Here is a 22,208-nt window from a genome sequence, read left to right on the forward strand (position 1 = left end):
AACATCCGCTGTAACCCTATCAAGAAAGCGGAAGGGCGCTCAATAGGCTGTCGGCGTAGGAGCTGCATCTGCGGGCCAGACATTCTCGAACACCACGGCCTCCCGGGGCAAACGCCGGCCCCAGCCGGCATCTTCGAACATGGGACGGGGATAGAAGGCATCCACCGGTCCGATGCAGAGTATCGCAATGGGTTGAGCCCCTTCCGGCATGGCCAGCAATCGGGCCAGAGCCTCCGGCTGGAAGAAGGAAACCCAGCCCAGGCCGATGCCCTCGGCCCGGGCCGCCAGCCACATGTTCTGGATGGCGCAGGCGGTGGAGGCCAGATCCATCTGAGGCAGGGTGCGACGACCGATAAGGTGTTTTTCGCGCCCGGACATCAGAGCCACCACCACCAGTTCGGCGCAATCCTGGATGCCTTCGATCTTCACCTGGAGAAACTCGTTGCGCCGGGAAGGCAGCGCCTCGGCAGTCGCCAGACGCTCCTCCTCCACCAGGGCATGGATGCGGCCCCGCAAGGCCGGATCGGTGATGCGCAGAAAACGCCAGGGCTGCATGAAACCCACCGAAGGCGCCAGATGGGCGGCTTCCAACAATCGATCGAGGCAGCCTTCGGGCAGCGCTTCACGACGGAAATGGCGCATGTCGCGCCGCTCCCGCAGGGCACGCCAGAGGGCATCGATCTCGACTTGGCTATAGGCGTGGGGATTGCTCATGGCATGAAAACTCCGGCAATGGCCTCGGGGGCCTGGGCAAAGTAAAAGTGCACATAGGACGCAGTAAGACGCCCCCGGCGATAGACGGCCTCACCCACCCCGCCATCGGGGCGGCTGGCGCGACACAGGGGCGGGAAATCGGTGCTTGCTGAAGAGTAATGAAAGGCATGACCCCGCAGCCGGCCCTCCGGCAAATCAGCCTCCTGGCTCCCCAGGGCTGCCAGACGCGGCTGCATGGTGCAGACCCCGGGCAGCAGACCCGCCATGGCATGGCGCCGGCCCTGGAGGTCCACCAGTTCTTCGAACAGCGCCATCATGCCGCCGCACTCCGCCAGGAGAGGCTTGCCGGCAGCCACATGATTCCCCAATTGTCGCCACAAGTCGCCACAGGCCGCCAGGCACAGGCCGTGGAGTTCCGGGTATCCCCCAGGAAGCCAGACGCTGTCGCAGTCCGGCAGGACATCTCCGGCCAAGGGCGAAAAAAAGCTGAGGGTGGCCCCCAGCTCCCTCAGTGTGTCGAGATTGGCCGGATAGATGAAGCAGAAGGCGGCATCCCGGGCCACGGCGATACGTTGTCCCGCCAACAAGCGGTGCAGTGGCGCAGCCTCGGGACAGGCAAAATTCACTACTGGGGGCAGGTCGGCACAGGGCTGGCCGGCCAGTTGATCGACCAGGCGCTCTATCCTGGGCAACAGTTCCAGGATTTCATCGGCCGGCAACAGGCCCAGGTGCCGCTCGGGCAAGACAGCCGCGTCATCCCGGGCAATGGCGCCGCACCAGTAAAGATCGGCAGGCAGGCTACGGCGCAGCAATTCCCCATGGCCGGGGCTGCCTACCCGATTGGCCAGCACGCCATGAAACGGCAAACCAGGGCGATAACTGTGCAAGCCGTGGGCCACGGCGGCGAAGGTCTGCGCCATGGCGGAGGCATCGATCACCGCCAGCACCGGCAGACCGAAGCGCTGGGCGATGTCGGCGCCCGATGGCTCGCCATCGAACAGGCCCATCACGCCTTCCACCAGAATCAGATCCGCGGCGCCGGCGGCTTCGGCCAGGCGGCGGGCACCATCGGCCTCGCCGCACATCCAGAGGTCGAGGTTGTGGCAGGGGGCGCCGCTGGCCTGTCCATGCAACTGGGGATCGAGAAAGTCCGGGCCGCATTTGAAGACCCGCACCCGGCGCCCCTGGCGGGCATGGAGCCGGGCCAGGGCGGCGGTGATGCTGGTCTTGCCCTGACCTGACGCCGGTGCCGCGATGAACAGGGCGGGACAGGTCACCGTCCCGGCCCGTGCCGCCGGGCTCACCACTCCAGCCCCGGCATGGCCTTTACGCCGGCGGCGAAGGCATGCTTGACCTGATGGATTTCACTCACCGTGTCGGCGGCGGTGATCAAGGCCTCGGGCGCACCGCGCCCGGTGATGATCACATGCTGCAGCGGCGGCCGCGCCGCCAGAGCCGACAGCACCGGCGCCAGATCCAGCCAGCCATATTTGAGGGGATAGGTGAACTCGTCCAGCACCACCAGGCCATAGGCCGGGTCCGCCAGGTAGCGGGCGGCCAGCATCCAGGCCGCCTGGGCCCTGGCGGCATCGCGCTCCCGATCCTGGGTTTCCCAGGTGAAGCCCTCGCCCATCACATGCCAGCTCACCAGATCGGGAAAGCGCCGGAAGAAGCCCTCCTCGCCGGTATCGGTGCGCCCCTTGATGCACTGGATCACCGCCACTTTCATGCCGTGGCCCAAGGCCCGGGCCACCACGCCGAAGGCAGCGGAGGACTTGCCCTTGCCGGTGCCGGTATTCACCACCAGCACACCCCGCTCCACCTGAGCGGCGGCGATGTGTTCGTCCACCACGGCCTTCTTGCGCTGCATGCGGGCAGTGTGGCGTTGATGCTCTGGCTTGATTTCGGACATGATAGAACCTCAGCGACGAATGAAGCGGAAGGAAGGCCTGGGATTCGAGACCGCCACCCAGCGATGCACCAGCGCCGCCAGGGCGACCCAGAAGGCCATGGCCACCAGGCAGCGGGGCAGATACCGGGCGCTACGGCTCAGATACTCGCTCCAGGACAGATCGGTGAAACGGCCTGAGTACAGATAGAAACTGCCACTGGAAATCAAGTCGCAGACCAGAGTGCCTCCCAGGGCGCAAAGGGCCAGGGGCAGCGGTGCGATGGCATCCACGCCCCAACCCAGGCGATAGGCCCGTCCCGCCAGCCAGAGGGCACTATAGGCGGGCAGCAGCGCGGCATAGGCCGGCGAGACGCAGAAGGCACTGACGCCGCCCCAACTGATGGCCGCGTAGTCCAGGCCCGCCGCCAGACCCAGGAATCCTGCGAAGGCCAGGGGCGACCGCAAATAGACGCCAGCTAGGAAGAACACGGCCCAGGAAGCACCAGGCACGACATCGCGCAGGGCTGGCAAATGATGCCCCCGGGTGGCGATCATCAGGGCGGCCAGCAGGACAGCAATGACCAGGGAACGGGTATCGGAAAGCTTGCGGATCAGGGTATTCATCATCATGCTCCTTGATAAAAATCGGGAATGGTCGGACAGGGATCGAGGCCCTCAGCGCATCACGTAGCGCAGGCCCAGGAACAGGTTGGCCCCCGGACTGGCATAGCCATAGGCAGTCTCATACTTGCGGTTACCGATGTTGTTGGCCCGGCATTCCAGATTCAATTCCGGGCTTAGCCGATAGTGTGCAAAGACATTGACCACGCTGTAGCCTTCCAGGGGCTTGCGGTTGGCGGTATCGTCATAACGCCGCCCCACATCGCTCACTTCGCCGCCCAGATGCCAGAGTCCCCAGTTCCGGCCGAGCCGGAATTGCAGTTGCTGGTCGGCACGGCGCGGCAGCCGCTTGCGCGCGGCCTCGTCCCGGGCTTCCAGCAGATCCAGGCTGGCCGTCAGATGCCAGTCCCCCAGGAGACCGAAATATGCCAGGGTGGCGCCCTCCAGCCGGGCCCGATTCACGTTGGCCGGCGGCCAGCCTGAAATCAGGTTTTGCACCCGGTTACGAAACAGGGTCAGGCCCAGCTTCTGATCCCCCGTCTCCCAGTCCAGACCCACTTCGACGTTGCGCGCCCGCTCCGGCAGCAACAGTGGATTGCCGCCGCCGAAACGATCCCGTGGCCAATAAAGCTGGTTGAAAGTGGGTGCGTTGAAGGCCGTGCCCAGGGCCGCCCGAGCCTTCCATTCCCGACCCAACTGGTAGCCATAGCCAAGCTGGCCGGTGGTGCGATGGCCGAACTGGGAATTCCGGTCATGGCGCCCATTGGCCTGGAAGCCATGCGCACCAAGCGTTGCGCTCCAGCCCAGCAGATAGGAGTCGATAGCGCGGCGGCTCACCTGATAGTCGGTGGAACTGGTCACCTGCTGCTCGTTACGCTCGTAGGCCAGCAGGGCGATACCAACGGGCAAGATCACATCGTTCTGCCAGTGGAACTGCTGCTGCCCGGTGCGGAAACGGGAACTGCCGGCGGCGCCGATGGTACGGTTATCGTCTACGCTGCTCCCCAGGCGTAGCTGGCTGTTCCAGTCGACGCCGAGCCGCTGGCGCAGATAGAGTTGGGAACTGCTGTTGGCCTTGTCGATCCGATCATTGAAAGCACCGGGGCCATTGTCGTACTGATTGACGCCATCGGCATGCAACAGCGACAGGCCGATCTCGTCCCGGCCATCCAGCCGGTATGCCAGATTGGCGCTCAGGTGGCGTTGACTGAAGCCATCCCGATCCGGGTTGTAAGCATACGGCTGCCTGCCGGCGCTGGCAGTGGCGGAAAAGCCTTCCGTATCATGGGTGCCGGCCCGCAGACTATAGGAAAGATCGCCGCTGCCACCCCGCAGACCGACATCCACCTGATGGGTCTGGTAACGACCCAGACCGATGAAGGCATCGGCCCGGGGTTCGCCTTGGCCGTGCCGGGTAAATATCTGGATCACGCCGCCCAGGGCATCCGCGCCATAGAGTGCGGATGCCGGGCCCCGCAGGATTTCCACCCGATCAACGTCGGCCAGGGAAATATTCTCGATGGACGACTGCCCGGTGGTAGCCGAGTTGATGCGCAGCCCATCCACCAGAACCAGGGTGTGGCGGGCCTCGGCGCCACGGATGAAAATAGCCGCCGAGGCGCCGGGTCCGCCGTTGGCGGACATCTGTATGCCGGGCTGACGGGCCAGCAGGTCGGCCAGGGTGGACTGTCCAGCCTGGTCGATCTCCTGACGGGTCAGCACACTGACATCGCCCAGGGTATCGGTGACGTGCTGTTGCTGACGGGTGGCGGTCACAATGACCGAAGACAGATTTGCGGCCTGAGCATGAAAGACGGACAGCACGGCGGTCGCAAAGACGCCGCGCAGGAAACTGCGGTGCATGATGACTCCCTGTTCTCCGGCCTGCGTCCCCGCAAGCCGGTAACGATGAAAAAGGGAAGCGCACAGGGAGTGAGAACAGGCATCCGCCGGCCGCCACATCCCCGTGGCGTTTCCATGGTCATGTCCGTGGCCGGTCTCCGGGCTCGGAAGTCTTGAACCGTCGCCTTCCCAGGCCGAAGCCCAGTGGCGCGCGTGACGGTTCCACACTTCCTTACCGTTGCGGGGGCAGCACAGGTCTTGCACCTGTTTCCCGTTTCACCCATCAGCTCAAAAAGCCTCCAGGCACCGCGAACATGGCGGCAATTGTATCAACGAAAACGCCCCCATTTCCCCTCTTATCCCCATGCGTTCCGTTATTCACTTCAGGGCACCATAGCTTCATCGACCCGTGGCACGGGTCGATCCGACCGCGCCACGCCGCCGCGATATGATCCGTATGCGTGCCCACATAGGAATCGACATGAACGCCAAGCGCAGCAAGACCACCAAGCTCTTCGTCCTCGACACGAATGTGCTGATGCATGACCCCAACAGCCTGTACCGCTTCGAGGAGCACGACATCTACGTGCCCATCATGACCCTCGAGGAACTGGACAACAACAAGAAGGGCATGTCTGAAGTCGCTCGAAACGCCCGCCAGGCCAGCCGTACCATGGACGAGATCATCAGCGACGCCGAGGCCAGCATCGACAAGGGCATCGATCTGACGGAAGCCTCCAGGGGACTTGCCACGGGAAGACTGTTCCTCCAGGCCGAGGCCATCACCACGGCGCTGCCCACCTCGCTGCCCACGGCCAAGGGCGACAATCAGATCCTGGCCGTCGTCATGTATTTGCAGGACAAGTTCCCCAAGCGGCCGGTGATCCTGGTGTCCAAGGACATCAACATGCGCATCAAGGCCCGCGCCATGGGCCTCCATGCCCAGGATTACTTCAACGACAAGGTGCTGGAAGACACGGACCTGCTCTACACCGGCACCCGGGAACTGCCCGCCGACTTCTGGGACAACCATGGCCAGGGCATGAAGTCCTGGAAGCAGGAAGGCAAGACTCTGTATCAGATTCAGGGCCCCCTCTGTCCCGAATTCCTGGTCAACGAATTCATCTACCTGGACGACGCAACGGAAAAACCCTTCACCGCCATCGTCAAGGATGGGGGTGGCAAAAGCGCCCAGTTGTCCACCCTGGTGGATTACAGCCACCAGAAGAACGCGGTCTGGGGCATCATGGCCCGCAACCGGGAACAGAACTTCGCCCTCAACCTGCTGATGGATCCGGAGATCGACTTCGTCACCCTGCTCGGCCAGGCCGGCACCGGCAAAACCCTGCTGACCCTGGCGGCGGCCCTGACCCAGACCCTGGAGATGAAGCGCTTTTCCGAGATCATCATCACCCGGGTCACGGTGCCGGTGGGCGAGGATATCGGTTTCCTGCCCGGCTCCGAGGAAGAAAAGATGACCCCCTGGATGGGAGCCATCGAAGACAATCTGGACGTACTGAACCGTCCCCACGAAGAACCCGGACAACCCGCCCAGGGAGGGAACTACGGCGGCGACTGGGGCCGGGCCGCCACCATGGACCTGATCCGCAGCCGAATCAAGATCAAGTCCCTTAACTTCATGCGGGGACGCACCTTCATCAACAAATTTCTGATCATCGACGAGGCCCAGAACCTGACCCCCAAGCAGATGAAAACCCTGATCACCCGGGCCGGACCCGGCACCAAGGTGGTCTGCCTGGGCAACATCGCCCAGATCGACACGCCCTACCTGACGGAGGGCAGTTCCGGCCTGACCTACGTGGTGGATCGCTTCAAGGGCTGGCCCCATTCGGGCCACATCACCCTGCAACGGGGCGAGCGTTCACGGCTGGCGGACCACGCTGGCGAGGTGTTGTAGCGTTTGCTTCCGGCGGGTAGCCAGTGGTCAGTAGCTACCCGCGATGGCCGAGTTCTGGAACTTGGTGTACTCGCCCAAGAAAGTGAGCTTGACGGTCCCGGTGGGACCGTTCCGGTGCTTGCCGATGATCACTTCGGCGATGCCCTTGTCCTGGGTATCGGGCTTGTAGTACTCCTCCCGATACATCATCAGAATCATGTCGGCATCCTGCTCAATGGCGCCGGATTCCCGCAGATCGCTCATCAGGGGACGCTTGTCGTTGCGCTCCTCCACTTTCCGCGACAACTGGGACAGGGCGATCACCGGCACTTCCAGTTCCTTGGCCAGGGCCTTGATGGAGCGGGAGATTTCCGACACCTCCGTAGCCCGGTTCTCACCATCCTTGGACGAACTCATCAACTGAATGTAGTCGATCACGATCAGGCCCAGCTTGCCGCACTGGCGATGCAGTCGACGGGCACGGGCACGCAGGTCGGAGGGGCTGATGGCGCCGGTCTCGTCGATGTGGATGGGCGCATCATGCAGCTTGCCCAGGGCCACGGTCATCTTGTCCCACTCCTCGTCACCCAGGCGACCCGTGCGCAACTTGTGCTGATCCAGGCGACCGAGGGAGGACAGAAAACGCATGGCCAACTGGGGCCCGGACATTTCCAGGGAAAAAATCGCCACCGGCAGGCGCATTTCCACGCCGACATGTTCGGCAATATTGAGGGCGAAGGCGGTTTTGCCCATGGAAGGCCGGCCTGCCACCACGATCATGTCCCCGGGCTGAAGTCCGGAAGTCATCTTGTCCAGGTCAGTGAAACCCGTAGGCACACCGGTCACCTCGGAGGGATCGTCCCGGTCGTAGAGCTGCTGTATCTTGTCCACCACCTGGCCCAGTACCTGGGGAATGGCGACAAAACCCTGTACTGACCTGGCGCCTGCCTCGGCAATCTCGAATACCTTCTGCTCGGCCAGATCGAGGAGTTGCTTGACGTCCCGGCCAGCGGGATTGAGCGCGCTGGCAGCGATCTCGTCGCCCACGGACACCAGTTTGCGCAGCACCGCCCGTTCATGAACGATTTCCCCATAGCGCCGGATATTGGCCGCCGACGGAGTGTTGTTGGCGATCTCGGCCAGGTAGGCCAGCCCCCCAGTCTGATCCACCTCGTTGGACTTCTCGATGGACTCGAACACCGTCACCACATCCGCTGGCCGGCCCGTCTCCACCAGCTTGCGGATGTGACGGAAGATGCGGCGATGGTCATCCCGATAGAAGTCCGCCTCCGAAACCACATCACCGATGCGGTCCCAGGCAGCGTTGTCCAGTAGCAGGCCACCAATCAGGGCTTGTTCCGCCTCGATGGAATGGGGCGGCAGCTTGAGGGCGGCCAGTTGGGAATCGAGCTGCTGGGGCGGATTAAAGGGACGGACCTGGGCCATGGAAATTCCTTCAAGACAAGGAAACGAGTCTAACCCGTCCCGCTGCCAACGGCTGTTGAAAAGCCTGTGCAAGACTCAGGGAGTTCTGTGGATGGACTGTGGAAATCCTGGGGAAGAAATGGGGACAGATATTCCCGGTGCCCAGTCGCGACGAGAACGGGATCGTGCGGCTACCGCCCCGACAAACCGCTATGTCACGCCGCTACCATCGTCCATGATGGCAATAAGCCCGCTCACCAGGGGCATGATGGTAGCCGGGTCCTCATGGGACTCGGCCCGCAGGAAGAGATTCCGCGCCAGATTGCGCAAACGCCACTCCACTTCGCGCACCACCAGACACATCTCTGACAGGAGTTCCGGATCGCTCATGGCATCTCCCAGACTTGCGGCATCAAGTACGCCGGTTGAGCGCAGGGACTTGGCCAGGTTGTTCAATACCGTCTCCATTGCATCGACGATCTTCACGGCAAAGGCATGTTCGTTGTTGGCCACGATCGCCCGGGCCTCCCGCAAGGACTGATCGAGACGATCCAGGATTCCCGTTGCCCGCTTGGCGCAATCGCAGTCTCCCACATCACTGGTATCGTTATCGGACTGATGCAGGGCCTGGTGAATGACGCTTACCACGCCCCGGTCATATTCCTCGGGAACTATCCGCAGGGCCATGGCGACCCGCGCCGCGACGCCGGCCCCGCCCCGGATCAAGATGGCCGTCGTCGCATCAGCGGCGGCAATCCAGGCCGAGAATCGGTGGAGCCTGTCGGCCGTGACCTGAGCCGGATAACCGCTGCCATCGAGCCGTTCATGATGCTGGGCGACACACTGGCCAACAGCAGGGGGCAGGGTAGTCAGTTCCTGGATCAGCAATTGGCCAATACGGGGATGACTCACCACATGCTTCCATTCGTGGGGTTCGAGCCGCCGGCTCGAACACAGATATTCCGGATTGATATACAACTCACCAATGTCGTGCAACAGCGCTGCGGTCATCAATACCTGGGTGTCACCTGTACTGATCGGTAGCTTGGCCGCCAAACCGGCGCAAATACAGACCACATGAAGGACATGAAGATAGGACTGCGCATGATCCTCCCTGGTGGATGTCAACAACAGGCGCAGGGAAGAAGAAATAGGCAGACTGCTGGCACTGCTCAGTACCGCTCTAGCCCCTGCGTTGTCGGCGAAAGGCGCCAGCAACGACTGTTCCTTTATTAACTGCAGGCAATCGGCCACCACATCGGCAAAAGTAACCGCTCCATCAACAATCAGGGAGGATTCCAGAGGCTTGGCAAGTTTGCGTCGCACCAGTTTTTCCTGGAGGTCCCGTGACACCGGATTACCCCTGGCCCAAAGCTTGAAACCCCGATCATCATAGATATCATCGGAAGCAGAAACTACCTTGCTTTCGGAAAGCCTGACGATCCGTTCAACACAGTGCGGGTTGGGTGTATTGAAAATCATGGTGGTCGTCAAAAATGATCCGGATAGGGCCGCCCGAACAGATACGCAGAACGGAAATCGACAAGGCGTAATGTTCAGGCATTGTATCCAATCGCCCTACCACCTGCCATGAGATGACAAAGCCAGGATGAGGCCCACCGCAGCAAAACAGCGCGCAGGACAGGCATCCCCATGAAGGATCAGTAACACGGGCCGCCATCCATCCCAGTTATGGCCTCACCCAAAAGACCATTATATTGAGATGGATAAAACTCATAACTTATGCATTTCAAGAGATCGATGATGGACCGTGCAGTATTTTTTACAATAGAATGAAACACGGCTGTGCACATAATTACGAAAACAACTTAGTGCAACAGCATGCAGCGCTTGCTCGTTTTCGCAGGCATTCAGGCAGCAGAGGAGGACTACACAATGGTTGCACCAGATCAGGCCCAAGTCCGCGGGCCTGAGTACCTAGCCTATAGAACGGCAGGAATGGATTCCGCACCATCAATGACGTTGAGCTCGGGAGCGCCACCCATGGATCTGGATTGCATATTCCGTATCCCAACAGGTCGCCCAGAGCATGCGCCAGGTAGCTTCAATGCCTCGCCACTATTTTTTCCAGGAGACATCAGACATGTTTTTGCGTAACCGTGTACAGCCCCACAGCCTAGACAGCAACCGCCTCAAACAGGACTCAAGGCCAGCAGCTTCCCAAAATAAACCGGTATTGCACAGAATCATTGCCGCCGCACTGGTACTTGGGCTAAGTACGCTCGGCATTCCCCAGAGCATGGCTCAATCCGCCCGTAAGGCCATCACCAAGGAAGCCCCGGTCTTTCCTTCCGAAGCACTGGATGAGGGCATCAACAGCGGTACGGTAAAGGCCAGGCTATCGGTGGCCCCTGATGGATCCGTCACCGGGGTGGAGATTACTGAGGCCGACCCTCCTCGCGTCTTCAACAAAGCCGTGACCCGCGCGGTAACTCGCTGGAAATACGAGGCCACCGGCACCGCCGACACCCTTGATGTCCAACTCACGTTCAAAACACGCTAACACGGTGATTCCATCGAACGGCCCTTCGGATTTTCCTTGCAAAGGAAAGAGGACATGACATGTTGAGCAAATTGAATATCGGCCCCCGGCTGAATGTTGCATTCCTGATAGTTGTCGCATTCCTGATTGCCTTGGCCGGTATTGGTTATAGCGCCGTCAATAATCTGGCCAGTCAATTTGAAGTCTCGGTCAATGAAAACAACAAAAAGCTGGCCCTATCCCAGGATCTGCGTGAACAACTGAACGTGATCATGCGTTCGGTACGCAATATTTTGCTCTACCAGAACAACGAAAATTTCGTCAAAGCACAACAGAATCGGATTGAAAAGGCCCGCGCCGACTACATGGAAAGCTACCAGCAGATGGAAAAACTGTTGCGCTCCACCGACGAGCGGAAAATCCATGCCGAGATCGATACCCACCGTGAGCCCTCACGCAAGGCCACCGACGAAGCGGTTGCATTGTCCGGGTCAACAGGGGTTGCCGAAGCTGCGAAGGAGCTCAAGGAAACCGTCCAGCCACTGCAAAACGACTGGTATGACGCCATCCAGGCAATGATTGATTTTCAAGAGAAGCAGAACAACGCGCTGGCCGCCAACGCAAAGGCCACCTTCAAGCGCACCATGACCATCTTCCTGGTGTTCACCCTGCTCGCCACCGGCATCGCGGTAGGTTTGGCCCTCTGGATCACTCGCAGCATCACCAAACCTCTGGCCTATGCGGCCCAGGTCGCGGCAAACGTCGCGGCCGGTGATCTGGGTTCCCATGTGAGAGTGAGCACCACCGATGAGACCGGGCAGTTGCTGCGCACCCTCCAACGCATGAAGGAAAGCCTGGCCAGCACCGTTTCTTCCGTGCGGGGCGTGGCCGATGAATTGTCCAGCTCATCGGCGCAACTGGTGGACGCCGCCAACGAGGTGACCGAATCGTCATCCCAACAGTCTGTCGCCGCAGCCTCCACCGCCGCATCGGTTCAGCAAATCACCGCCAGTATCGAGTCGGTGGCGGACAGTGCAACCGAAATCCGGGAGTTGGCAAAATCAAGCCAGACCCTGACCCGGGAAAGCGTCGACAATCTGAACAAGCTTTCCAGTGAAATCGAAATGTTGGGCCATACGGTGGAGACCATTGGCTCCACCTTCCGTGAATTCGCCGACAGCAGCAAGGCCATCACCGAGATGACTCGCCAGGTGAGAGAGATCGCGGACCAAACCAATCTGCTGGCCCTCAATGCCGCCATCGAAGCGGCCCGGGCCGGCGAACAGGGTCGTGGCTTTGCTGTGGTTGCCGACGAAGTGCGCAAACTGGCCGAAAAATCCGGTCAGTCGGTCAACGAAATCGACGCGGTGAACCGGGTGCTCAACCAACGAGCCGACCACATGGCAGGAGCCATTACCGAAGGCATGCAGGCCCTGGACAGCAGCAAGGAGCATGTCCATATGGTCATCGACTCGCTCTCGAAGGCGGCCCAGGCAGCGCTCCGTTCGGCGGAGGGCATTGACAATATCGCCACATCGGTCAACGAACAGAGCACCGCCAGCGTGAAAATCACCGGCAACGTGGAACATATGGCCCAGATGGCCGAGCGAAACCATGCTGTGGTGGAGCGCACTAGCAGTGCATCGGTCCACTTGCGGAAACTCTCGGGAGAACTGTCGGATTCTGTTTCCCGGTTCCAACTATCCGATGCCTGATCGCGACTCCGGAAGGGGCCGCGATCTGCTGATCAACGAGCCGGACTAACGAGCCGCTCGTTCGGAGAAGTACTGGTCCAGGCCCGGCTGGGTTCCTGGTGCTTGGGCGCCACATCATAGAACGCCCGTGCATCGAACTCATGCGTCGCCAGTTCTTCCAGTCTCTTGGGCGAGGACGGGTGGGTACTCAGCCAGTCGAAACGGGTCTTGTCACCATTGGCCTGCGCCATCTTTTCCCAAAGGGTCACGGCAGCATGGGGATGGAAACCGGCCCGGGCAGCCAGTTCCAGGCCGATACGGTCGGCCTCGGATTCCGCCCCACGGCTGTTGGGCAACAGGACCAGGCCCAATAGCGCCAGTTCCGCTCCAGTCTGGCGCCGGCCGCTGTCCTTGCTGCTTCCTCCGGCAACACCGATGGCGATGGCAGCCACACCAGCCGCCATCTGCATGGACATTTTTTCCGCACCATGTTTCAGCAAGGCATGGGAAATCTCGTGGCCCATGACCTGGGCCAATTCGTCATCGCTGGGTTTGATCTTCTCGATCAGCCCCGTATAGATCGCCATCTTGCCCCCAGGCATGCACCAGGCATTGACGGTCTTGGGGTCGTCGATCACCTTGACACTCCATGCCCAGTCACGGGTTTCCGGACGATAGAGCACGGCCTGATCGATCAGCCGGTCGGTAATGCGCTGAATTCGCGCATTCAACTGGGCATCATGGCTGATCTTGCCGTCCTTCTCCAGCTTGCCCACCATGCCCTGGTAGGCCTGAATGGAGTCGGCAATGGCGGACTCCTCCGATACCAACAACAGTTGGTTGCGGCCGGAGATGGGGTTGGCGGCACAGCCTGCCAGCAAGGCAAACAGAGCCAGGGCGGTGAACAGACGCATGACGGACTCTCAAAAACAAAACGGGGCGATGATACGCCCCGTTTTTGCTGACCGACAGAAGTGGCCGGACCCGAATCAGCGGGCCTTGATGGTGAGCTTTTCCTTGATGCGGGCCGACTTGCCGGAACGGCTGCGCAGATAGTAGAGCTTAGCGCGACGCACATCGCCGCGACGCTTGACCTCGACGCTGGCGATCAGGGGCGAGTAGGTCTGGAAGGTACGCTCCACACCCTCACCGGCGGAAATCTTGCGCACGATGAAGTTGGAGTTGAGGCCGCGGTTGCGCTTGGCGATCACCACGCCTTCGTAGGCCTGAAGACGCTCACGGGTACCTTCCTTCACCTTGACCTGAACGATCACGGTGTCGCCGGGGGCAAACTCGGGGAGGTTCTTGCCCAGGCGGGCGATTTCTTCTTGTTCCAATTGCTGGATCAGATTCATGTTGCACTCCAAAAAAGTCATGGCCAGTGGCCTTTCGCACAGAGCAGGCTAACCCTGATGCACGCCGTTTCTATTGGCGCTCCCGCTGGTATTCCTCCAGCAGGCGCGCTTCCTCGCTGCTCAAACCACGGCGCTCCAGAAGATCGGAGCGTCGCCGCCAGGTCCGTCCCAACGCCTGTTTCAGGCGCCAGCGCCGGATCTGCTCGTGGTTGCCGGAGAGCAGCACCTCCGGCACCCGCATTCCTTCGTAATCCTCGGGCCGCGTGTAATGCGGACAATCGAGGAGTCCCGCGGCAAAGGACTCTTCCACCGCCGAGGCACCGTCATTCAGCGCTCCCGGCAACTGCCGCACACAAGCGTCGATCAAGGCCAGGGCCGGCAATTCTCCGCCGGAAAGGACAAAGTCGCCCAGCGAAATTTCCTCGTCCACGCAGCGGGAGATCAACCGCTCATCCACCCCTTCATAACGCCCGCAGAGGAGAATGGCACCCTCCCCCGCCGCCAGTTCCAACACCTTGCCGTGGGTGAGCGGCACACCCTGAGGCGACAGGTAAATCACCCTGCCACCCAAACCTTGCTCCTGCCGTGCGGCTCGCGCCGCCACGATGGTCCGTTCCAGGGGCCCCGGCAACATCACCATGCCAGGTCCGCCTCCGTAGGGACGGTCATCCACCGTGCGGTGATTGTCCGTCGTCGCATCCCGCGGGTTCCAGCACGCCAGGGACCACAGCCCCCGTTCCAGTGCTCGCCGCGTGATGCCCGAGGCAGTCACCGCCGAAAACATCTCGGGAAACAGGGTGATGGCGTCGAAACGCAGCGTCACCAGTCGCTCCCCCAATCCACATGGATGCAACCAGCGGCAGCATCCACACTTTTCACCACCTGATCAATGAAGGGCAGCAGGCGTTTCTGCTCACCGTCCATCACCACCAGCACATCGTTGGCCCCGGTCTCGATCAGGGAGTCCACCCTGCCCAGGGTTTCCCCCTGCTCATTGACCACGGCCAGGCCGATCAGATCAGCCCAGTAATATTCACCCTCATCAGGCCTGGGCAGATCCTCGCGGGGAGCCCCCAGATACAGGCCCTTCAGGCTTTCGGCACCCACCCGGTCGGCAATGCCATAGAAGCCGGCCACCCAACCATCGCCATGAGGCTTGAGCCCCAGGAGATCGAGGGGACGCCAATCATCACCTTCAGGATCACTCCCCAGCCACCAGCGGGACATCCTGCGCCAAGAGGCCGGATCGTCGCCGAAGGGATGGAGATGGACCCATCCTTGCACACCGAACGGGGCGACAATGCGCCCCAGTACGATCATGCGGTTCAGGCAGCCTTCCTGGCGTTGAACTGCTTGACCAGACGGGCAGCGGTGGGCGACAACTGGGCGCCGGTACCTTGCCAGTAGGCCAGACGCTCGACGTTCACCACCAGCCCCTGCTCGCTTTCAGCAGCCACGGGATTGTAAAAGCCGATACGCTCGACAAAGCGACCATCGCGACGATTGCGCGAGTCGGTCACCACCATGTTGTAGAAGGGGCGCTTCTTGGCGCCACTACGGGCGAGACGAATAACTACCATGTCGTTCCCTTGGAAATCGGAAAAAGGCCGCGATTATAGGGCGATAGGCCACTCAAAACAAGCGCCTAGGCCCTTTAGTTTTCAACCGGCCAGGGCACTGCGGATCTGCTCCAGGGCGGACTGGTCCTCGATGGTGGTGAGATCCCCGGGATCCCGCCCCTCGGCCAGGGCCTGAAGGGAGCGGCGCAGCAGCTTGCCGGAGCGTGTCTTGGGCAACAGGTTGACGAAATACACCCGGCTGGGCCGGGCAATAGCGCCCAGGCTCTCGTCCACGGCCTTCATCACCTCTTTTTCCAGGGCTGTCCGATTCTCGGCACTGGCCACCCGGGAGGCGTCCTTGACCACGGCGAAGGCCACCGGCATCTGCCCCTTGACCGCGTCCTGCACCCCCACCACAGCCACTTCGGCGATGGCCGGATGGCCCTGCACCGCCTCCTCGATCTCCCGGGTGCCCAGACGGTGCCCCGCCACGTTGATCACGTCGTCAGTGCGGCCGAGGATGAAATGGTAGCCCTGCTCGTCCCGGATACCCCAGTCGAAGGAGGAATAGACCTGGGGCTCCTTGAACAGGCTGAAGTAGGTCTTGACGAAGCGGTCGTCGTCGCCCCAGACCGTGGATAGACAGCCCGGCGGCAGGGGCGGCACCACGGCGACAATGCCTTTTTCGTTGGCATCGCATTCCGAACCGTCCTCCCGAAATATCTTCAGGTTGTAGCCGAAGACCGGGAAGGCAGGCGTGCCGAAGCGGATCGGCGTGTCCTCCACGCCCCGCACCGTGGACAGCATGGGCCAACCGGTCTCGGTCTGCCAGTAGTTGTCGATCACCGGCTTGTTCAGTTCTCCCATGATCCACTGATGGGTCGGTTGGTCCAGGGGCTCCCCGGCCAGGAACAGGTGTTTCAGGGAAGACAGGTCGTACTGGTGCAGATAGGCTGGGTCCTGCTTTTTCAGCACCCGTACCGCCGTGGGCGAGGAGAACATCACATTCACCTTGAAGCGCTCCACGATCTGCCACCAGATGCCGGCATCGGGCCGCAAGGGCGTGCCCTCGTACATGATGGTGGTCATGCCGGCGATCAGGGGGCCATAGACGATGTAGGAATGACCCACCACCCAGCCGATGTCCGAGGTGGTGAACATGGTCTCCCCTGCGTTGCCGCAGTAGATGTGCTTCATGGAGGCCGCCAGGGCCACCGTGTAGCCACCGGTGTCCCGCTGCACACCCTTGGGCTTGCCGGTGGTGCCAGAGGTGTAGAGGATGTAGGACGGCTCCGAGGATTCCAGCCATTCACAGGGCACCTGGGCATCCAGGTGCCTGGCCCGCAGACTGGCGTAATCCATGTCCCGGCCCTCCACCCGCTGCCAGTTCGGGTGCAGACCCCGGTCCACCATCAGTACCTTTTCCGGCGGGAACTGGCTCTGATCAATGGCGTCATCCAGCAGATGCTTGTAGGGCACTTCCTTGCCGTTACGCATGCCCGCCTCGGCGGAGACGATCAGTTTGGGCTTGGCATCGTCGATGCGGGTGGCCAGGGAACCGGCGGCAAAGCCACCGAACACCACCGAATGAATGGCGCCGATGCGGGCGCAGGCCAGCATGGCGAAGGCTGCCTCGGCGATCATGGGCATGTAGATCAGTACCCGGTCACCCTTGCCAACCCCCAGGGACTTCATGCTGGCCGCCATGCGCATCACTTCGACCTTCAGTTCGGCATAGCTGTAGGTCTTCTCCTGGTCGGTTTCCGTGGACAGGTAGACCAGGGCCGGCGCATCGGGCCGCGTGGCGGCATGGCGATCCACCGCGTTATGGCAGAGGTTGGTGCGGCCACCGACGAACCACTTGGCGAAAGGCGGGCGGGAAAAATCGCAGACCCGATCAAAGGGATGTTCCCAATCCACCAGCCGTGCCTGCTCACGCCAGAAGGCATCGGGCTGGTCGATGGATTGACGATAGAAGTCCTGGTAGCGGGGCATGTCTTTTCCTCCTTGTTATCGCGAAATCGCCAATTGGAACGGCAGGTCAAATGTTCGAGCCTAGCGAGCCGACTCCGTCACCTCCCCCTGAGAGGGGGAGGCTGGGAGGGGGTGGGCCTTTCTGCTGCTTTTCGAGCCGACAAGCAAAGCCCTTCATCGAAGCATCTCCTCTTTGGCCTTGGCTTGGCTGGCTTATGGATTGATGCGCACCACCGTGCGGCCCTTGACCCGGGCCTGGAGGAACGCCTCGAAAACATCGGGCAACTGTGAAAACTCGATGCAACGGGTCATCGCCGACAACTGGTCCGGATGCATGTCGGACGCCAGGCGGCGCCAGACTTCGGCCCGCTGGGGCATGGGGCAATTCACCGAATCCACCCCGAGCAGGCTGACGCCCCGCAGGATGAAAGGCATCACCGTGGTATTGAGGGCGGTATCGGCCGCCAGGCCGACGCTGGCCAGGGTGCCGCCGATCTGCATGGTGCTGGCCAGCCAGGCCAGCACCGGTCCGCCCAGGTTGTCCACGGCGCCGGCCCAGATGGCCTTGTCCAGGGGTTTGATGCGGCCCAGATCCAGGCTGGAGCGAAGCATCACCTCGGCGGCACCCAGGCCCTTGAGATATTCAGTCTCCTCCGCCTTGCCGGTCAGGGCCACCACCCGATATCCCAGCTTGGCCAGAATGGCGATGGCCACGCTGCCCACGCCGCCGGTGGCGCCGGTCACCAGCACCGGACCACTGGCCGGCGTCAGTCCGTTGGCCTCCATGCGCACCACCGCCAGGGCAGCGGTGAAGCCCGCCGTGCCATAGGCCATGGCATCGAACAGGCTCAGGCCCGCCGGCAATTTCACCACCCAGTCCGCCGGCACCCGGGCCCGCTCCGCATAACCGCCGTGATGGGCCACGCCCAGATCGTAGCTGGTGCACAACACCTCGTCGCCCACCCGGAAGCGCCCATCGCTGCTGTCCGTCACCGTGCCGGAGAGGTCGATGCCGCCCACGCAGGGAAAGCGGCGAATGATCTTCCCCGCCCCGGTGGCCGAAAGGGCGTCCTTGTAGTTCACGTCGGAATAGGCAACACGGATGCTCACCTCGCCGGGGTCCAGTTGTGCGTCATCCATCTGAACGAAACGGCTCAGCACCTTGCCGTCGTCCTGGCTACTGAGAAAAGCCTGGAAAGTCATGGTATGTCCTTTATTCCTGCGGATTATTAGCATGGGCAGCTTAGAGAATCCTTACAGAGGCGCTGTCCGGGACGCAAGGATAACCCCACGATCGCGCTACCATTTCATCCTCCTGTTCTCCCGCTCCCCTGCACCATGCCCTCCGAGGAAACCCATCTCAGACTTTTTCGCGGCGACATCACAACCCTGGCCGTCGATGCCATTGTCAATGCCGCCAACGAGAGTCTGCTCGGCGGCGGGGGCGTCGATGGCGCCATCCATTGCGCCGCCGGCCCCGAATTACTGGACCATTGCCGCGACCTGGGCGGTTGCCCCACGGGCCAGGCCCGGCTGACCCCAGGCTTCCGGCTGCCGGCCCGCTACATCATCCATACCGTGGGGCCGGTCTGGCGGGGCGGCGATCAGGGCGAGGCGGAACTGCTGGCCAGCTGCTATCGATCCAGTTTCGCTCTGGCCCGTGCCCACGGGCTGTGCCGGCTGGCCTTTCCCGCCATTTCCTGCGGTGTCTATGGCTATCCCTGGAAGGAAGCCGCCGCCATCGCCGTGGCGGAATGCCGTCAGGCCCTGGCAGCCGATCCAGCCCTGGAGGAAGTGCTGCTGGTGGCCTATTCCGGGGAGCTGGCCGGGATTTATCACCGCGCACTCACAAGCATGTGAAAACAACGCCATAGCCACAACCTGCGGCGCAGCTATACTTGCCCGTCCATCCAGAGGAGGAAATCCATGAAGTTCGAGACCCTGGCCGTCCATGCCGGCTATAGCCCCGATCCCACCACCAAGGCCGTCGCGGTCCCCATCTACCAGACCACGTCCTACGCCTTCGACAACACTCAGCATGGCGCCGACCTGTTCGACCTCAAGGTGGCCGGCAACATCTACACCCGGATCATGAACCCGACCCAGGACGTGCTGGAAAAGCGTGTGGCCGCCCTGGAAGGCGGCATCGCCGGCCTGGCCCTGGCCTCCGGTCAGGCCGCCATCACCTATGCCATCCAGACCATCGCCGAGGCCGGCGACAACATCATCTCCGCCGCCACCCTCTACGGCGGCACCTACAACCTGTTCGCCCACACCCTGCCCCAGTTCGGCATCCAGGTGCGTTTCGCCGACTATCGGCAGCCCGAGACCTTCGAAGCCCTGATCGACGGCAAGACCAAGGCCATCTACTGCGAGTCCATCGGCAATCCCCTGGGCAACATCACCGACTTCGAGCGCCTGGCCGCCATTGCCCACAAGCACGGCATCCCCCTGATCGTGGACAACACGGTGCCCTCCCCCTATCTGTGCCGCCCCATTGAATGGGGCGCCGACATCGTGGTGCACTCCCTGACCAAGTACATGGGCGGCCACGGCAACAGCATCGGCGGCATCATCATCGATAGCGGCAAGTTCCCCTGGGCCGAGCACAAGGAGCGCTTCCGCCGCCTCAACGAACCCGACGTTTCCTACCATGGCGTGGTCTATACTGAAGCCCTGGGCCCCGCCGCCTTCATCGGCCGGGCACGGGTTGTGCCCCTGCGCAACATGGGTGCCGCCATCAGCCCCTTCAACGCCTTCCTGCTGCTCCAGGGCATCGAGACCCTGGCCTTGCGCATGGATCGCATCTGCGAAAACACCCTGGCGGTGGCCGAATATCTACAGGGCCATGCCAAGGTGAGTTGGGTCAATTACGCTGGTCTGTCCGACCACAAGGACCACGGCCTGGTGCAGAAATACCTGGGGGGTCGCGCCTCGGGCATCCTGACCTTCGGCGTCCAGGGCGGCAGCGTCGGCGGCGCCCGCTTCCAGGATGCCCTGAAGGTGATCACCCGCCTGGTGAATATCGGCGATGCCAAGTCCCTGGCCTGCCATCCGGCTTCCACCACCCACCGCCAACTCTCGGCGGAGGAAATGGAAAAGGCCGGCGTCTCCGAGGACATGGTGCGTCTGTCCATCGGCATCGAGCACATCGACGACCTCAAGGCCGATCTGGAGCAGGCCCTGGCTGAAGTCTGACGACAGGCCCCCAAAGCAAAGGCCGCCGGAGTTCCCTCCGGCGGCCTTTTTTATGCGTCGTGCAGGAACTGCCTACTTGGGGGCCTTCAGCCAGTCCGGCAGCTTGCGTTCTCCGGCATTCTCGAAAATGTACTGGCGCATCAGCTTGCGCACCACTTGGGACGGCGTGATGTCATGTTCAGCGCAAATTTCCTCGAACAGTTTTTTCTTGCGGGGATCGACCAGAATGGTCAGTCGTGCAGTCTTGCTTTCCATGATGGGGCCAGGGCTGATATGTTAATAAGATTGTAATTGCATTTTTCTCTAGGGTAAATAGAATTATCACCATAGTTCAACCAACTATGCTTTGCAGCCCTGCGTGACCCGCCGGGCTGTTTTTTTGCCCGGACTCCTCCATGACTGAAGATCAGCCCAGCAATTCCGCCAGTCGATCCACTTCGTCATAGTGGGCGGTAGCCGGCACCAGGATCACCTCGTCAGCGCCAGCAGCCCGCAGGTTCTCGACACCTTGCTGAACTGCGGCAGGGTTATGGCACACCATGGAGTCTGCGTATTGCCGGGCAATACCCTCACCAGCGATCTTCATATAGTCGTAGGCATAGCCCTGTAAGGCGGCCTTGGCATCGGGGGCCAGGGAATACCAGAAGCTGCCGATCAAATAAGGTTTGTCGGTGCGGCCTGCCGCCTGCCAGGCCGCCTTGGCCGCGGTAAATATCTGCTCGCTGCCTTCCCGATCACCCGCCATGGAAGCACCATAGATTCCATCAGCCCATTTCGCGGCCCGGGCCAGGGCCTTCGGGCCCATGGCCCCCGCGTAAATAGGAATCCGGTCGCCCTGGGGTGAGCGGGGGCCCATTTCGTCGCAGCCCTCGAACAGGGACTCGCCCCGCCAGACCTGGCGCATCTGGGCCACCTGCTGGTCCAGTCGCTCATGGCGGCGTTCGAAGGAAGCGCCCACCGCCCGGTAATCCTTCTCCCGACCACCGACCCCCACCGTCACCCCCACCCGGCCGGCGGAAATCACGTCCAGGGTGGCAATTTCCTTGGCCGAAAGCACCGCCGAATGCATCGGCAGCACATACAGGGCCGGAATGATCCGCACCCGTTCGGTCACGGCGGCACAGGCGGCCAGGATCGTGCGCATCTCATAGGTATGGCCGGTGATGCGCTCACCGCATGACAGGCTGTCGAAAGGCCCCTGGTCGATCTTCCGCGCCCAGGTCAGGATGCGTTCGCGGTCGTAGTCGCGAACCATGTAGGGCATGCAAACACCGATTTTCATTTTCTCTCCCTGAGAAAGCAGACGTTTGGGGGCATTACGGTTCTCGTACACCCAGCCGAACCAGCAGCGGCAGGTGGGGCATTGTATCCATCGTGGCGCCTAAGTTTTGCCCGGCCTATTGACTCCCGCCATCGGACATGGATATAGTTTGTCGAGCATTTGATTCAATTGAAGGATTCAATAATACGATCCACATAATTCCATATTCGACCGGAGGGGTAGGTACATGAAGCAACACACAACAGCGGTTTCC

Annotated in this window: 21 protein-coding genes and 1 riboswitch; of the genes, 5 read left to right on the top strand and 16 right to left on the bottom strand. The window is 61.7% G+C overall.

Going from position 1 to position 22,208, the window contains the following annotated elements; translation table 11 throughout:
* Positions 1 to 39: 39 nt before the first annotated feature.
* From bluB to DENOEST_RS11915, 5 genes are read right to left on the bottom strand one after another with little or no spacing between them, the layout of a single operon-like run.
* Entirely contained in the window at positions 40 to 714 is a 675-nt protein-coding gene (bluB, locus tag DENOEST_RS11895; protein ID WP_145771272.1) for a 5,6-dimethylbenzimidazole synthase, read from the bottom strand.
* Positions 711 to 2,021, bottom strand: coding sequence for a cobyrinate a,c-diamide synthase (locus tag DENOEST_RS11900; protein ID WP_408640028.1), 1,311 nt, complete (start codon positions 2,019 to 2,021; stop codon positions 711 to 713). Before DENOEST_RS11900 ends, bluB begins: the two co-directional genes overlap by 4 nt.
* The gene (gene cobO, locus DENOEST_RS11905) at positions 2,015 to 2,626 is read right to left on the bottom strand and encodes a cob(I)yrinic acid a,c-diamide adenosyltransferase (RefSeq protein ID WP_145771273.1); all 612 of its coding nucleotides are present in this window, start codon (positions 2,624 to 2,626) and stop codon (positions 2,015 to 2,017) included. Before cobO ends, DENOEST_RS11900 begins: the two co-directional genes overlap by 7 nt.
* 9 nt (positions 2,627 to 2,635) lie before the next feature.
* Positions 2,636 to 3,235: a hypothetical protein gene (locus tag DENOEST_RS11910; RefSeq protein ID WP_232096500.1), complete on the bottom strand. Its 600-nt coding sequence runs from the start codon at positions 3,233 to 3,235 to the stop codon at positions 2,636 to 2,638.
* A gap of 45 nt (positions 3,236 to 3,280) precedes the next feature.
* Complete coding sequence (locus DENOEST_RS11915; RefSeq protein WP_170228230.1) at positions 3,281 to 5,089, bottom strand: TonB-dependent receptor domain-containing protein; 1,809 nt, start codon at positions 5,087 to 5,089, stop codon at positions 3,281 to 3,283.
* A gap of 111 nt (positions 5,090 to 5,200) precedes the next feature.
* Positions 5,201 to 5,394: riboswitch (cobalamin riboswitch) on the bottom strand.
* Between the two features lie 155 nt (positions 5,395 to 5,549).
* Between DENOEST_RS11915 and DENOEST_RS11920 the strand changes: the two genes are divergently transcribed.
* Positions 5,550 to 6,986 (top strand): PhoH family protein, encoded by a 1,437-nt coding sequence (locus DENOEST_RS11920; RefSeq protein ID WP_197970601.1) that lies wholly within the window; start codon positions 5,550 to 5,552, stop codon positions 6,984 to 6,986.
* Positions 6,987 to 7,013: 27 nt separating this feature from the next.
* On the opposite strand, the gene dnaB is transcribed toward DENOEST_RS11920, so the two are convergent.
* Entirely contained in the window at positions 7,014 to 8,411 is a 1,398-nt protein-coding gene (gene dnaB / locus DENOEST_RS11925) for a replicative DNA helicase (RefSeq protein WP_145771277.1), read from the bottom strand.
* Between the two features lie 189 nt (positions 8,412 to 8,600).
* The gene (locus DENOEST_RS11930; protein ID WP_170228231.1) at positions 8,601 to 9,716 is read right to left on the bottom strand and encodes an HD-GYP domain-containing protein; all 1,116 of its coding nucleotides are present in this window, start codon (positions 9,714 to 9,716) and stop codon (positions 8,601 to 8,603) included.
* 778 nt (positions 9,717 to 10,494) lie between these two features.
* On the opposite strand from DENOEST_RS11930, the gene DENOEST_RS11935 reads away from it, so the two are divergent.
* Both DENOEST_RS11935 and DENOEST_RS11940 read left to right on the top strand, forming a co-directional pair.
* Positions 10,495 to 10,914: an energy transducer TonB gene (locus tag DENOEST_RS11935; protein ID WP_170228232.1), complete on the top strand. Its 420-nt coding sequence runs from the start codon at positions 10,495 to 10,497 to the stop codon at positions 10,912 to 10,914.
* Between the two features lie 59 nt (positions 10,915 to 10,973).
* Positions 10,974 to 12,608, top strand: coding sequence for a methyl-accepting chemotaxis protein (locus tag DENOEST_RS11940; protein ID WP_145771280.1), 1,635 nt, complete (start codon positions 10,974 to 10,976; stop codon positions 12,606 to 12,608).
* A 32-nt stretch (positions 12,609 to 12,640) separates the two neighbouring features.
* On the opposite strand, the gene DENOEST_RS11945 is transcribed toward DENOEST_RS11940, so the two are convergent.
* The 7 genes from DENOEST_RS11945 to DENOEST_RS11975 all read right to left on the bottom strand — a co-directional run bounded on the left by DENOEST_RS11945 (position 12,641) and on the right by DENOEST_RS11975 (position 18,678).
* Complete coding sequence (locus DENOEST_RS11945) at positions 12,641 to 13,501, bottom strand: M48 family metallopeptidase (protein ID WP_145771281.1); 861 nt, start codon at positions 13,499 to 13,501, stop codon at positions 12,641 to 12,643.
* A 75-nt stretch (positions 13,502 to 13,576) separates the two neighbouring features.
* A complete protein-coding gene (gene rplS / locus DENOEST_RS11950; RefSeq protein ID WP_145771282.1) occupies positions 13,577 to 13,942 on the bottom strand; it encodes a 50S ribosomal protein L19 in 366 nt (121 codons plus the stop codon).
* A gap of 70 nt (positions 13,943 to 14,012) precedes the next feature.
* Positions 14,013 to 14,759 (bottom strand): tRNA (guanosine(37)-N1)-methyltransferase TrmD, encoded by a 747-nt coding sequence (gene trmD, locus DENOEST_RS11955; RefSeq protein WP_145771304.1) that lies wholly within the window; start codon positions 14,757 to 14,759, stop codon positions 14,013 to 14,015.
* Between the two features lie 2 nt (positions 14,760 to 14,761).
* On the bottom strand, positions 14,762 to 15,262 hold the full coding sequence (rimM, locus tag DENOEST_RS11960; protein ID WP_145771283.1) for a ribosome maturation factor RimM: 501 nt from the start codon (positions 15,260 to 15,262) through the stop codon (positions 14,762 to 14,764).
* Positions 15,263 to 15,267: 5 nt separating this feature from the next.
* A complete protein-coding gene (gene rpsP, locus DENOEST_RS11965) occupies positions 15,268 to 15,522 on the bottom strand; it encodes a 30S ribosomal protein S16 (protein WP_145771284.1) in 255 nt (84 codons plus the stop codon).
* Between the two features lie 81 nt (positions 15,523 to 15,603).
* Positions 15,604 to 17,496, bottom strand: a complete 1,893-nt coding sequence (locus tag DENOEST_RS11970) for a propionate--CoA ligase (RefSeq protein WP_145771285.1) — start codon at positions 17,494 to 17,496, stop codon at positions 15,604 to 15,606.
* Between the two features lie 192 nt (positions 17,497 to 17,688).
* Entirely contained in the window at positions 17,689 to 18,678 is a 990-nt protein-coding gene (locus DENOEST_RS11975) for an oxidoreductase (RefSeq protein WP_145771286.1), read from the bottom strand.
* Positions 18,679 to 18,813: 135 nt separating this feature from the next.
* Between DENOEST_RS11975 and DENOEST_RS11980 the strand changes: the two genes are divergently transcribed.
* Both DENOEST_RS11980 and DENOEST_RS11985 read left to right on the top strand, forming a co-directional pair.
* Positions 18,814 to 19,335, top strand: a complete 522-nt coding sequence (locus DENOEST_RS11980) for an O-acetyl-ADP-ribose deacetylase (protein WP_145771287.1) — start codon at positions 18,814 to 18,816, stop codon at positions 19,333 to 19,335.
* A 66-nt stretch (positions 19,336 to 19,401) separates the two neighbouring features.
* Positions 19,402 to 20,673: an O-acetylhomoserine aminocarboxypropyltransferase/cysteine synthase family protein gene (locus DENOEST_RS11985; protein WP_145771288.1), complete on the top strand. Its 1,272-nt coding sequence runs from the start codon at positions 19,402 to 19,404 to the stop codon at positions 20,671 to 20,673.
* A gap of 72 nt (positions 20,674 to 20,745) precedes the next feature.
* Here DENOEST_RS11985 and DENOEST_RS11990 read toward each other — a convergent pair whose 3' ends face one another.
* Both DENOEST_RS11990 and DENOEST_RS11995 read right to left on the bottom strand, forming a co-directional pair.
* Entirely contained in the window at positions 20,746 to 20,928 is a 183-nt protein-coding gene (locus DENOEST_RS11990; protein ID WP_145771289.1) for a CopG family transcriptional regulator, read from the bottom strand.
* 151 nt (positions 20,929 to 21,079) lie between these two features.
* Entirely contained in the window at positions 21,080 to 21,955 is an 876-nt protein-coding gene (locus DENOEST_RS11995) for an LLM class flavin-dependent oxidoreductase (RefSeq protein ID WP_145771290.1), read from the bottom strand.
* Between the last annotated feature and the right edge of the window lie 253 nt (positions 21,956 to 22,208).

Source organism: Denitratisoma oestradiolicum, from assembly GCF_902813185.1.
Lineage (GTDB): Bacteria > Pseudomonadota > Gammaproteobacteria > Burkholderiales > Rhodocyclaceae > Denitratisoma > Denitratisoma oestradiolicum.